This is a genomic window from Paenibacillus sp. FSL H8-0261, assembly GCF_045040645.1.
Taxonomy (GTDB): domain Bacteria; phylum Bacillota; class Bacilli; order Paenibacillales; family Paenibacillaceae; genus Paenibacillus_AQ.
The window spans coordinates 53,873-65,578 of the sequence record NZ_CP150297.1; the positions used below are offsets into that span (position 1 = coordinate 53,873).

Annotated in this window: 11 protein-coding genes; all 11 read left to right on the top strand. The window is 46.8% G+C overall.

Features of this window, described 5'->3' with window-relative positions; translation table 11 throughout:
- Nucleotides 1-77: 77 nt before the first annotated feature.
- The 11 genes from mfd to MHI27_RS00310 all read left to right on the top strand — a co-directional run bounded on the left by mfd (nt 78) and on the right by MHI27_RS00310 (nt 11,641).
- Nucleotides 78-3,602, top strand: coding sequence for a transcription-repair coupling factor (gene mfd / locus MHI27_RS00260; RefSeq protein ID WP_042123128.1), 3,525 nt, complete (start codon nt 78-80; stop codon nt 3,600-3,602).
- Nucleotides 3,589-4,632 (top strand): peptidylprolyl isomerase, encoded by a 1,044-nt coding sequence (locus tag MHI27_RS00265; protein ID WP_042183851.1) that lies wholly within the window; start codon nt 3,589-3,591, stop codon nt 4,630-4,632. Before mfd ends, MHI27_RS00265 begins: the two co-directional genes overlap by 14 nt.
- 255 nt (nt 4,633-4,887) lie before the next feature.
- On the top strand, nt 4,888-5,430 hold the full coding sequence (gene spoVT / locus MHI27_RS00270) for a stage V sporulation protein T (RefSeq protein WP_094877222.1): 543 nt from the start codon (nt 4,888-4,890) through the stop codon (nt 5,428-5,430).
- A gap of 148 nt (nt 5,431-5,578) precedes the next feature.
- A complete protein-coding gene (locus MHI27_RS00275) occupies nt 5,579-7,261 on the top strand; it encodes an oligosaccharide flippase family protein (protein ID WP_405175348.1) in 1,683 nt (560 codons plus the stop codon).
- A gap of 66 nt (nt 7,262-7,327) precedes the next feature.
- Nucleotides 7,328-8,827 (top strand): nucleoside triphosphate pyrophosphohydrolase, encoded by a 1,500-nt coding sequence (gene mazG / locus MHI27_RS00280; protein ID WP_405175349.1) that lies wholly within the window; start codon nt 7,328-7,330, stop codon nt 8,825-8,827.
- A gap of 287 nt (nt 8,828-9,114) precedes the next feature.
- Nucleotides 9,115-9,387 carry an HU family DNA-binding protein gene (locus tag MHI27_RS00285; protein ID WP_036678778.1) on the top strand — a complete coding sequence of 91 codons (273 nt, stop codon included), beginning with the start codon at nt 9,115-9,117 and terminating at the stop codon, nt 9,385-9,387.
- Nucleotides 9,387-9,665 (top strand): RNA-binding S4 domain-containing protein, encoded by a 279-nt coding sequence (locus tag MHI27_RS00290; RefSeq protein WP_042183857.1) that lies wholly within the window; start codon nt 9,387-9,389, stop codon nt 9,663-9,665. The genes MHI27_RS00285 and MHI27_RS00290 overlap by 1 nt, the downstream gene beginning before the upstream one ends.
- A gap of 144 nt (nt 9,666-9,809) precedes the next feature.
- Nucleotides 9,810-10,094 (top strand): sporulation protein YabP, encoded by a 285-nt coding sequence (yabP, locus tag MHI27_RS00295; protein WP_042123140.1) that lies wholly within the window; start codon nt 9,810-9,812, stop codon nt 10,092-10,094.
- Nucleotides 10,091-10,654 (top strand): spore cortex biosynthesis protein YabQ, encoded by a 564-nt coding sequence (gene yabQ, locus MHI27_RS00300; RefSeq protein WP_405175350.1) that lies wholly within the window; start codon nt 10,091-10,093, stop codon nt 10,652-10,654. Before yabP ends, yabQ begins: the two co-directional genes overlap by 4 nt.
- Before the next feature lie 23 nt (nt 10,655-10,677).
- Complete coding sequence (locus MHI27_RS00305; RefSeq protein WP_042183861.1) at nt 10,678-11,013, top strand: septum formation initiator family protein; 336 nt, start codon at nt 10,678-10,680, stop codon at nt 11,011-11,013.
- A gap of 124 nt (nt 11,014-11,137) precedes the next feature.
- Complete coding sequence (locus tag MHI27_RS00310) at nt 11,138-11,641, top strand: S1 domain-containing RNA-binding protein (protein ID WP_405175351.1); 504 nt, start codon at nt 11,138-11,140, stop codon at nt 11,639-11,641.
- Nucleotides 11,642-11,706: the final 65 nt, after the last annotated feature.

The window sequence follows — 11,706 nt, forward strand, 5'->3', positions numbered from 1 at the left end:
TTCTTTTCGATTCCAATCATAATAGGTGACGGTGGCTTTGGCTTCCGTTAGCCTGTTTAGTAAGAGAGGTGCGCCTGTTGTTACAAGGTATTATAGAAGCTTTTTCCAAGGATCCCGATTTCCAGTCTATCACCCAGGGTGTAGCTGCAGGTATGAAAGAGCAGCTCATATCGGGGCTTACAGGTTCAGCTAGACAGATCATGCTTGCAGCACTGCATGAAGAGACAGCTCGTCCCTTGCTTGTGGTGACTCATAATATGTTTTCGGCTCAGAAAATGGCCGATGATTTACAGGAAGCGCTTTCCCCGGAACGAGTTCTGCTCTATCCTGCTAATGAACTTGTGGCTGCGGAAGCGGCTGTCTCAAGTCCAGAGACATTAGCCCAGCGTATTGATGTACTGACCAAATGTGCCCAGGGCTTCCGTGGTATTGTTGTAGTTCCCTACTCGGGAGTGCGCAGACTGCTCCCTGCACCAGAGGTTATGGCAGAGGCACAGGTTACGGTTTCTCAGGATGGAACGCTTGCTCTGGATGAATTCTTGATGTCCATGATCGAAATGGGTTATGAAAGAGTAGAGCGGGTTGAGAATCGCGGTGAACTGAGTGTAAGAGGTGGAATTATTGATTTTTATCCAATGACTTCTCCTTTGGCATATCGTGTTGAGTTATTTGATGATGAGGTTGATTCGATCAGAACTTTTGATCCAGTCGATCAGCGTTCTATTGATAAAGTACGAAGTGTGAAGATTACACCGGCTAAAGAGATTATAGCGAGCAGGTTTCGCCAGGAATCTGCTTCTGCTGAAGCATCTGTTATGCTGGAACGACAGCTTGAGAAAATGGCGGATCGGCAGGCTAAGTTGCGTCTAAAAGAAGAAATTGGACGCGAGCTAGAAATGCTGCGCGAAGGAACCTATTTTCCTGAAATCTATAAATATATCAGTCTTTTATACCCTGAACGCTCTCATTTATTTGATTACATGGCCCAGGATACGATCCTTATTCTCGATGAGCCGACAAGACTGCTTGAAACGGCGAAACAGCTCGAAAGAGATGAATCGGAATGGAACCTCCATCTGATGCAAAACGGCAAAACATTGCCGGATCTGGATCTCTCTGTCGAGACAGATGTTGTGATGTACAAACGTCCGTTCCAAAGCCTGTTTATGTCGATCTTTTTGCGCCAGGTCCCACACATTCAACCACAGAACATTCTTGGGTTTATTAGTCGTGGGATGCAGGATTTCCATGGTCAGATGAATGTGCTTAAATCGGAAATGGAGCGTTGGCAGAAGTCTGGTGTAAAGGTAATGATGCTTGCGAGCAGTGAAGAACGGATTGAACGTGTGCGCAGAGTCCTTTATGACTACGGCATTGATGAGCCAACGATCGTACAAGGAAACCTGGGTTCAGGCTTTGAGCTGCCTTCTATTCATTTAGCCGTTATCACTGAAGGAGAGATGTTCTCTCAGAAGCAGCGGAAGGCACGGAAGATCTCCAAAGGGATAGATAATGCTGAACGGATCAAGAGTTATACTGAGCTGAAAATTGGTGATTATGTTGTTCACCAGAACCATGGTATCGGTAAGTATATGGGGATCGGCACGCTGGAGGTCAGCGGTATTCATCGCGACTATATGCATATTTTATATGCGGGTGGCGATAAGCTCTCGGTTCCGATTGAGCAAATTGACTTGATTCAGAAATATGTCGGTTCAGAAGATAAAGAGCCGAAAGTATATAAATTAGGCGGTAATGAATGGACGCGGGTGACGAATAAGGTCCGCTCTTCCGTTCAGGATATTGCTGATGATCTAATCAAACTGTACGCTGAACGCCAAAGTGCAGCAGGGTATGGTTTTGAGAAAGACACACAGGAACAGCGTGAATTTGAAGAAATGTTTCCTTACGAGGAGACTCGGGATCAGCTTCGAGCGATTGAAGAGATTAAGAAGGATATGGAACAGAATCGTCCAATGGATCGGCTTCTTTGTGGAGACGTTGGATATGGTAAGACGGAGGTAGCTATACGAGCAGCCTTTAAATCAGCGATTGAAGGTAAACAGGTGGCTGTGCTGGTACCGACAACGATTCTAGCTCAGCAGCATTATGAGACCTTCCGGGAACGCTTTGCAAATTATCCGCTAAATATTCAAGTCCTAAGTCGTTTCCGCAGCCGTAAGGAGCAGAATGAGACGATTAAAGGCGTTCGGGCAGGAACGGTTGACGTGGTTATTGGTACCCACCGTTTGTTGTCTCAGGACCTTGTATTTAAGGACTTAGGTTTATTGATCGTGGATGAGGAACAGCGGTTTGGCGTGACTCATAAAGAGAAGCTGAAGAAGTTAAAAACGAATGTAGATGTTCTTACCCTGACAGCAACTCCAATTCCTCGTACATTGCATATGTCGATGCTGGGAGTGCGTGATTTATCTGTCATTGAGACGCCGCCGGAGAACCGTTTCCCCGTGCAGACTTATGTTGTTGAGCATAGTCAGACGCTTACGAGGGAAGCTGTAGAGCGTGAATTGGCTCGTGGCGGTCAAGTCTACTATCTCTATAATCGTGTGCAGGGCATTCAAGAAATGGCCGCTCAAATTTCTATGCTTGTTCCTGAGGCTAGGGTAGGCATCGGACATGGCCAAATGTCGGAAGCGGAGCTAGAGAAGACGATCCTTGATTTTCTTGATGGAGAATACGATGTGCTGGTCAGCACAAGTATTATTGAGACGGGTGTAGATATTCCTAATGTAAATACACTTATTGTGCATGATGCCGATAAGATGGGCTTGTCTCAGCTCTATCAATTACGTGGACGTGTAGGCCGGTCCAACCGGATTGCGTACGCCTATTTTACCTACCAGCGGGACAAGGTTCTGACTGAAGTGGCAGAGAAGCGGCTGCAATCTATTAAGGAATTTACGGAACTGGGTTCTGGTTTCAAAATAGCGATGCGGGATTTATCTATTCGTGGTGCCGGTAACTTACTTGGTGCAGAACAGCATGGCTTTATTGCATCCGTGGGATTTGATCTATACTCACAAATGCTGGCGGAGGAGATCCGCAAGCGTAAGGTTACTGTGCTTGGAGAGGAAGACACCTCGCTCAAAGAGGGCAATACCGTCATTGATTTGTCGATTGACGCATATCTGCCGTCCGAGTATATTTACGACAGTATCCAGAAAATTGAAATCTACAAAAAAGTTGCGGCAGTAACATCCTTCGATGATGCTTCTGAGCTTGAGGATGAGCTCTTGGATCGGTTCGGAGAACTGCCTGAAGCAGTTGTTAATCTATTAACTGTGGCTCGTCTAAAAGTGTATGGAAAAATGTATGGTATTGATTCCATGATCAGACGTGGTGATGATGTTACCCTGAATTTCTATGAGGGAAGTCTTGGCGCTCTGGATACGGCCAAACTCGCCAAAGTTGGAAATAGCTTCGAAAGACGTGTACAATTCGATAGAGATGCTAAAGCCAGTATCCGAGTAAAGTCGAAAGACTTAAGTGATAAACAGCTGCTTGACTTGCTTGAACAGTTTCTTAAGGAAGCTAAACAGTCTTTTAAATCGAAGGGAGAACTACACAATGTCGTTAAATAAAAAAAAATCATGGAAAGTACTGCTCGTTTCATTGGTAGCAGCGGTTTCCTTTTCTATGCTAGCAGCATGCGGTAGTAGTGCTGATGATAGCAAGGCAGTTGCGACTTATAAAGGTGGAACAATCACAGAGAAGGAATTTGCTATGGATCAAAAAATCATGAAATTCCTCTCCCCACAGCAAGCGCAATATTTAGAGATTGAGGCGTTTAAGGAATCTATTTTGAAGCAGGAAGTGGGCTTTGAATATTTGGCTTCCAAAGCAACGGATGAAGCGAAGAAGCAGGCGAAGAAAGAGGCTGATAGCCAAATCGCTGACTTGAAGAAAGCTCTGGGCGACACTTATAAGAAAACACTTAAAGACGCAGACGTTACAGAGGGCGATATCCATAGTTATATGGAGCGTGTGCTGACGGTTTATCAGGATATGCTGCTTAAAGTGACAGATGATCAGGTTGTCAAAGAATTTGAAGCTACAAAAGGTGACTTTACGGTAGCGACTTTGCGCCATGTGCTAATCGGTCTGACAGATGCTAACAACAAAGAGCGCACTAGCGAAGAAGCACTGAAAATCGCGAAGGAAGTTAAGGCAAAGCTGGACGGCGGAGCTGATTTTGCAGCAATCGCTAAGGAATACACTGACGATACAAGCTCTAAGGAAACAGGCGGAGAATATAAAGATAAAGCTGTAGGAACGTATGTAGACGAGTTTAAGAAGGCTGCTCAAACCTTGCCTTTGAATACCATTAGTGATCCTGTAGAGACTTCTTATGGTTACCACATTATCAAGGTGGAGTCCCGTACCGACAAAACCTTTGATCAGTTAACGGATGAACAAAAAGAAGGCATTAAGAGCTCCATTGTGTCCAAGAACCTAGAAGCGTTCATGGAGAAAGATCTGGAAGGTATTATTGAGAGCATCAATCTGCCGAAGAGCTCTGCTGCCGCAGATGAATCCGGAACAAAAAATAGCGGAACAGAAGCTACTACTGCGCCAAGCGCATCCCCAAGTGCTACAAAAGCTGCTGAATAAACATCGGTAAAAATGGACAAGCTTACCTTAGAAAAGCCATCCTCACTTAATGTGAAGATGGCTTTTTATTTCGAAGAAACATCTTCAGAACGGCCTTTATCTTGATGCAGATATTAATACATGTCAGCTTATGTATAAGGATCTGGGAAGAGATGAATACTATGGTCAGATATTACGATAAATCACTGGGATTATCCTTTCCCATAATGGACAGTAGTAAGACCATACTTCTTAAGAAAGCGGGGCACATGTGAAATGAAAGCTACTGGAATTGTTCGGCGTATTGATGATCTCGGACGAGTGGTTATTCCCAAAGAAATTAGACGTACTCTACGGATTAGAGAAGGCGACCCACTGGAAATTTTCGTCGATCGGGACGGTGAAGTTATACTCAAGAAATATTCCCCGATTGGCGAGCTTGGTGACTTTGCAAAAGAGTACGCGGAGTCATTGTTCGAAGGTACTGGGCATATTACGATGATTGCTGATCGTGATACCTTTATTGCACTGGCTGGGGGCTCCAAGAAAGACTATTTGGAGAAACAAGTAGGAATTCTTTTGGAGAAGGTCATGGATAGTCGTAAGACTGTACTGGAAACCAACGAAGGCAGTTATGAAATCGCTAAAGATCATCCGGATTTGGTGTCCTCATATGTAGCCTCACCGATCATTTCCGGTGGAGATCCTATTGGTTGTGTAGTGATGGTAAGCAAGGATGATTCGGCGAAAATGTCGACAATGGAAGTGAAAATGGCCGAAACTGCTGCCGCATTCCTTGGCAAGCAAATGGAGCAATAACCGTAATGTAGACCCCGCTTTCCTTTTGGTAAGATATACAAAGGGCAAACGGGGTTTTGTCGTTCTTACAAAACCGTTTCTACTTGTGGGTATACATACGTTATAATATAGAAATTCATCCCATTAAAGTTGTAGAAGCAGGTACTTTATGAAATCTAACTCACAAACATCACGATTGCTGCAAGGGGCATTTATTCTAAGTGCGGCAGCGATTATTTCAAAGCTTATAGGTACACTCCAAAAAATCCCGCTGCAAAATCTAGGCGGAGATGCGGTATTTGGTATATACAACACGGTTTATCCTTTGTACACGATGTTGTTGACGGTAGCGATGCTGGGTCTGCCAGCGGCCATATCCAAATTTGTCGCTGAAGCTTCTGCCGGAAGGCGGGATGACGAGGGTCGGCGGATTCTGCGGTTATCTGCGGTTATAACAGCCATAAGCGGTTTGGTTATCGGAGCAATCACCTATGCAGGTGCACCGATTATAGCTGGGTGGGTCGGCAACTCGCATGTGATGCCCGCTTTGCGGACAAGTGCTTGGGGACTTGCGGTTGTTCCAATCATGTCAGCTCTTCGGGGTTACTTTCAGGGTCTTCATAATATGGTTCCGACGGCTGTGTCACAAATTGTAGAGCAGTCCGTACGTGTTACGGTAATGATTGTACTGCTCTTATACCTGACCTCACTGGGTGCAGGCGCTGAGAGCATTGCTGCTGGCGCATTGCTCGGATCAGCCGGGGGAGGGGCAGCAGGGCTTGTGATTATGCTGCTATTTTTGCGACGTCATCGGCGGGTGTTAAGACAAGGGGCCCCTTTAGATGCTTCAGCTTCTGTCGAAAGTCAGGATTTAAAGCTGCCCAATGCAGACAATGAGGGGCGTTCGAATCAACGGATTATGGGCGTTAAAGCAGGGGACTTGCTGGCTTATGGAATTCCCGTGATGCTTGGCGCGCTCGCAATGCCTCTTATCGGTCTTGTAGATGTATTCACTGTACCTCGCTTGCTATCCTCTGTAGGAAGCGAAGTGGAGGCGATGACACAGTTTGGTGTATACAATCGTGGTTTGCCACTAGTGCAGATTGTAACGATGATTGCCACTTCTTTGTCTGTCGTGTTCATACCAGCCTTAGCAGAGGCGAAGTACAAGGGAGACATGAAGCTGATCGAGAACCGTTGCAGCTTGTCGCTGCGTTGGTTCTGGCTGCTAGGGCTGGCAGCGTCAGCGGGCCTTGCAGTGCTTGCTGAGCCGATTAATATGGCTCTTTATGGCGACACCGCCGGTAGCAGCACTATGACTTGGCTGGCCTTAACCGCTGTTGGCGGTACGGTCAGTATCATCTCGGCTGCACTCCTGCAGGGCCTCGGCTACGTGCGCGCCCCGGCCCTGCACCTTTTGGCCGCCGCGCTGCTCAAGGCGGCCCTGAACCTGCTGCTGGTTCCGCAGCAGGGCATTACCGGCGCAGCCATCGCTGGCGTGGCCGCGCATTCGTTCGCAGCAGCGCTCAACGTGCTGCTGCTGTATCGCCAGGGCCATCTGCGGCTTCGCCTCGCAGATGCCCTGGCCAGGCCCGCGCTGCTCACAGCGGGCCTGGCTCTTGCCGCTGCAGCCACCAGCTGGGGCGTGGACGCTGCGGCTACGGCCGCTGGCATCGGCGGCGGGCGCACTGCCAGCTTGGCGCAGAGCCTGCTCGGGGTGCTCGCAGGCTGCGCTGTCTTTGCCGTAGGGGCTATAGTCCTTCGGCTCCTTAGCGAGAGCGAGCTTCGCCAGCTTCCAGGCTTCGGCCCGTCCCTGGCGGACAAGCTGAAGAAGCTGCGCTTATTCCCTTAATCAACGTTTTCATCACAATATAAAAATGCGGTCTGCTGAGACAGCCGCTTAAGAGGAGGAACAGACATGAGTGCAACATTAACGGTCGTCGGTCTGGGTTCAGGCAACCCTGATCGATTGACGCTAGGAATTATAAAGAAGCTGAAGGCAGCATCCGTTGTCTATGTCCGCACAAAAGAGCATCCAGTCATGGCTGCCCTTTCCGAGCTTGAAATAACTTCCCAGTCCTTTGATGGATTGTATGAATCTTTATCCTCGTTTCCAGAGGTGTATGCAGCGATTACTTCAAAACTGATTGAAGAGGCTCAAGCAGCAGCAGACGGTACAGATATTGTTTACGCGGTTCCGGGTCATCCTATGGTTGCGGAATCAGCGGTTTCGCAGCTGCGCGAGCGGTGTCCTGAGGAAGGCATTGAACTGCAAATATTGGGTGGGGAGAGCTTTCTCGACGAGGCGTTTGTTCGACTGGGGTTTGACCCCATTGAAGGGTTTCAGTTACTAGATGCTTCAGGCATTCGCAGTGCTCAGCTTCAGCCTGAACTACATACTCTGATTGGTCAGGTGTACGATAGCTTTACAGCCTCGGAGACAAAATTAAGTCTGATGGAGCTGTACCCGCCTGAATATGAAGTTGTTGTGGGGCATGCACTTGGTGTCGAGAACGAAGAAAGTATTGTAAGAGTCCCACTGTACGAACTGGATCGACTCGACGGTTATGGCAACCTGTCGTTAGTTTATGTACCTGCGAATCGTGACGAGAATCTAAGAAATCGTACCTTTGCCCGTCTGCATGAGATTGTCGATATTCTTCGAAGCCCGGAAGGTTGTCCATGGGATCGGGAGCAGACACATGATTCCCTGCGCAAAAATTTAATCGAAGAAACCTATGAAGTCCTTGAAACGATTGATGAGGATGACCCCGATCATATGAAAGAGGAGCTGGGCGACCTTTTGCTGCAAATTATGCTTCACTCTCAAATGGAGGAGGAGCTTGGCACGTTTAACGTGTATGACGTCATTGAAGGGCTGAATGATAAGCTTATCTTCCGTCACCCTCACGTATTTGGGGATACCAATGCGAATGATGCCGAAGAAGCGCTGAAGAACTGGGAGGGCATGAAGGCAGAAGAGAAGCGGCGTAAAGGTGTGAAGCCAGAGGAATTATCAGTTCTTAGTGGTGTTCCGCGTGACCTGCCTGCTCTTATGAAGGCATACAAGCTTCAGAAAAAAGCATCCAAGGTGGGGTTTGACTGGGACAACGCTACGGATTGCATAGCCAAGATTCGTGAGGAGATCGATGAGCTGCAGGAGGCGATTGACACAGATGCGGCAACAGATGATCAAATTCTGGAACTTGGGGATTTGTTGTTTGCAGTTACGAATGTCGCTCGTTTTATCGGTGCAGATCCGGAAGAGGCATTAACCCGGACTAACCGCAAATTTGTGCGCCGGTTTCAATATATTGAGCAAAGCTTGCAGCGCAAGGGAACGAGCGTAAAGGATAGTAGTTTGGAAGAGATGGAAGAACTGTGGCAAGAGGCTAAGGCTGGGGAGCGAAAAGTCTAGTAATTCACAGCCCCTTTACGGTATATGGACTCAAAAATGGGGCAATGCTGTGGATGTAGCTTTTATTTTCTGATTTAGAATGTGGTCAGTAGTTTAATAGTGCTATAGAATAGATTCTGCGACGATTTCTGAGAAATAACTGCTTCTTTTTTAAAAAAACGACGAATCGTGGCAGGATTTTAAGGTGACATCAAGAATAACATAAAGACGAAATGCGATTCGCCCCATATTATGGTGGTGATTCTCGTTTCATTTATTTTTTCGTATCCTAGGAGGAACTTTAAATTATGAACAAGACAGATTTGGTAAACAACATTTCCGAGAAAAACGGATTGGCAAAAAAAGATGTAGAAGCAGTATTGAACGGATTCTTGGGTGAGATTACAGAAGCTTTGGCAAAAGGTGATAAAGTCCAACTGATCGGTTTCGGAACTTTTGAAACTCGCAAACGTGCAGGACGCACTGGTCGCAACCCGCAAACGGGCACAACGATTGAAATTCCAGAATCGACTGTACCGGCTTTCAAAGCTGGTAACAAGCTTAAAGAAGCCGTTAACTAATGCGTCTTGACAAATTCCTGAAAGTGTCCCGTTTAATTAAGCGCCGTACAGTGGCCAAGGATGTGTCCGAACAAGGCCGGGTACTAATTAACGGGCGGGAATCTAAACCTAGTAGTGCAGTTAAGATCGGTGACGAGATTACTGTACAATTTGGACAAAAGCTTGTAACGGTCAAAGTAGAAAAGCTGGTCGAAACGACTCGCAAGGACGAGGCCGCTGGTATGTATACTCTAGTTCGGGAAGAGCCTGTTGCCAAAAGCAGCGGACTGGACTGGTAAGAGTAATAGAAGAAGGCATAACTTTACATTTTGTAGAGTTGTGCCTTCTTTTTTCTTTTTGTTTGTATTATTTTTAGTGGGACGGGATGTTCTATAACTTCTGCCTCTGCCATAGATTAGAGGTAAGAAGGAGGGGTACATGCTATGATCGAGCCAGGAAAGGTAAACAAACAGCATGATCTGCACATGCGCAGTCGGAAGCAGCTGGAGTTGACGGGCGTGCAAAATGTGGAGAGCTTCGACAGCGAGGAATTTTTGCTTCGTACAGAACTCGGCCATCTCACCATTCGCGGGAATCATTTACATATCAAAAATTTAAGTCTGGAGAACGGAATGTTGTCCTTAGAGGGCAATGTACATTCCCTGATTTATCTCGATCCCGGATCGCAGGGCAAAAATAAAGGTCTGCTCGGTAAGCTATTTAAATGAATCCTGCAGTCCAGTGGGTGACGCTGTTCTACATGATCATTGCCGGGCTAGCAATGGGACTGGCCTATGACAGCTACCGGGTGCTGTCGCTGAAGTTCAATTTTCCCAAATGGCTGAATGCCATGCTAGATCTACTGTATTGGCTTTGGGCCGCCTTGCTCGTTTTTCGTATGCTGTATGCCGGAAATCAAGGACAATTGCGGTTTTATGTCTTTCTAGGTTTGTTTCTAGGAGTATGGATCTATTTTTTAATCTTCAGTGTTACGGTGCGGCGTTTTGTGTTAAGGTTAATTCAATCGGTTCAGTATATGTGCAGGTTGCTGTGGAGACTTGTGGAGATCCTGATAGGTACACCTCTTCTCTGGCTTTGGCGATTTATTTTAGGGCTGCTAAAGCTACTAGGTCGTATTCTGCGGTTCATCTTTAAGCTTCTGCTGCGTCTGACCAAACCAATTTGGGTATTACCTGTTAGGTGGATCTCTCCACAGTTATCGCGGCTGACACATAGCGCCTGGATTGTGAAGATCACTGAATGGATTACCAAATGGCGGAAACGCTGACCTTGAATTAGGGGGTACGTTGCATGAACAGATTTACTGCGGAAGAGAAAAGTAATCATAGCAAAAATTCGGCCGCAGGCGCGAAGAGAAGAAGATTTATGTGGATTGTCTTTGTGGCAGTATTTTTTGGTTGGGCGGGTTATACTTACTTCGCTCAAAGTGCGGTCATTGCGGACAAGGGTGAGGAACTTGCAAAGAAACAGGAGACAAGTGAGGATGTCATGGCATCTTTAACTCAATTAAAATATGAATTATCCAGACTTAATGATGACGAGTATATTGGCCAATTAGCACGTAAATGGTACAATATCTATCCTCAAGGGGAAACTCCTATTCGAACAGAGCAATCAGAGCAATAATAGCGGCGAAAAGAGGCTTTTACTCTGTTGCCTTGCTTTGCTCTTTACTGTATAATCAAATCACCGCAGACAGGATGACCTTAATATTCGTCTGTATATTTTTAAGGGAGGATCATTTTATTCTATGGCAATTGAAGTGGGCACCAAGTTAGAAGGCAAAGTGACAGGCATCACGCATTTCGGAGCATTTGTGGATCTGTCAGGAGGTGTCACAGGTCTCGTTCACATCTCGGAAATCGCCGATAATTATGTCAAGGATGTTAACGATCATCTGAAGATTAGTGATGTAGTAACAGTCAAGGTGATCAACGTCGATAAGGACGGCAAGATCGGACTTTCCATTAAGCAGGCTGTTGACAAGCCAGCATCGGAAGTACGTCCGCCTAGAGCTCCAAGACCAGAACGTCCTAGCGGCGGAGACCGTTTCGGCGGTGGAGGCGGCGGCAGTGGTGGAGGCGGCGGTGGATTCAATCGTGAACGGGGTGGGCGTCCATTTAAGCCTGCAGCCGGTAAACCTTCATTCGAGGATAAAATGTCGCGATTCCTGAAAGACAGCGAAGAACGGATATCTTCGATTAAGAAGAACACAGAAGGAAAGCGCGGAGGCCGTGGAGCTAAACGCGTGTAATCCAATACCTGTACATCATAAATAACCGCAGGGGCATTTCGCCCTTGCGGTTTTTTTGTCATGTC

Bases quoted from the DNA above. Each gene is read 5' to 3' on its own strand.
- MHI27_RS00275 (WP_405175348.1), top strand. From the start codon at position 5,579: ATGAAATCTAACTCACAAACATCACGATTGCTGCAAGGGGCATTTATT.
- MHI27_RS00310 (WP_405175351.1), top strand. From the start codon at position 11,138: ATGGCAATTGAAGTGGGCACCAAGTTAGAAGGCAAAGTGACAGGCATC.
- MHI27_RS00265 (WP_042183851.1), top strand. From the start codon at position 3,589: ATGTCGTTAAATAAAAAAAAATCATGGAAAGTACTGCTCGTTTCATTG.
- mazG (WP_405175349.1), top strand. From the start codon at position 7,328: ATGAGTGCAACATTAACGGTCGTCGGTCTGGGTTCAGGCAACCCTGAT.
- MHI27_RS00285 (WP_036678778.1), top strand. From the start codon at position 9,115: ATGAACAAGACAGATTTGGTAAACAACATTTCCGAGAAAAACGGATTG.
- MHI27_RS00305 (WP_042183861.1), top strand. From the start codon at position 10,678: ATGAACAGATTTACTGCGGAAGAGAAAAGTAATCATAGCAAAAATTCG.
- spoVT (WP_094877222.1), top strand. From the start codon at position 4,888: ATGAAAGCTACTGGAATTGTTCGGCGTATTGATGATCTCGGACGAGTG.
- MHI27_RS00290 (WP_042183857.1), top strand. From the start codon at position 9,387: ATGCGTCTTGACAAATTCCTGAAAGTGTCCCGTTTAATTAAGCGCCGT.
- yabP (WP_042123140.1), top strand. From the start codon at position 9,810: ATGATCGAGCCAGGAAAGGTAAACAAACAGCATGATCTGCACATGCGC.
- yabQ (WP_405175350.1), top strand. From the start codon at position 10,091: ATGAATCCTGCAGTCCAGTGGGTGACGCTGTTCTACATGATCATTGCC.